Genomic DNA, 372 nt, shown 5'->3' with positions numbered 1-372 from the left:
CGTCTGAGATTGTAGATGGTGGCAAAGGCGAGGAAGTCTGCGGCGTTCCGCTCGATCGACAGGCATCTGGTGCGCGCCTTGCCGTAGAGGCGCTTCATGGCGCTGAAGACCGCCTCGACAGGGGCGCGCCGTCTGGCGATGAGGTGGTTGCGCCGGGCCTGCCAGCGCGGCAGCTTTGGCATGTAGCGGTGCCGACGATGCATGATGCGATCCTTGATCCCGGCCGCCTTCAGGGCCTTGCGACGCGCCTGGCCCTCATAGGCCCGGTCGGCATAGACCGCGCCTTCGTCGCCGCAGACCAGCGCGTCGGCCCGTTCGACATCCTGGACCCTGGCCGAGGTGAAGGCCAGCTTGCGGATCAGGCCCGAGCCC

At 67.7% G+C, this 372-nt stretch carries 1 protein-coding gene; it reads right to left on the bottom strand.

Going from position 1 to position 372, the window contains the following annotated elements; translation table 11 throughout:
* Nucleotides 1–372: transposase (locus tag SM191_RS19655; protein ID WP_341507673.1), on the bottom strand; the 372-nt coding region annotated here is incomplete at both ends.

This window comes from Sphingomonas sp. 2378 (assembly GCF_038084995.1).
GTDB lineage: Bacteria > Pseudomonadota > Alphaproteobacteria > Sphingomonadales > Sphingomonadaceae > Sphingomonas.
The sequence above is the reverse complement of the archived record's forward strand: the minus strand, read 5'-3'. Positions and strand labels throughout refer to the sequence as shown.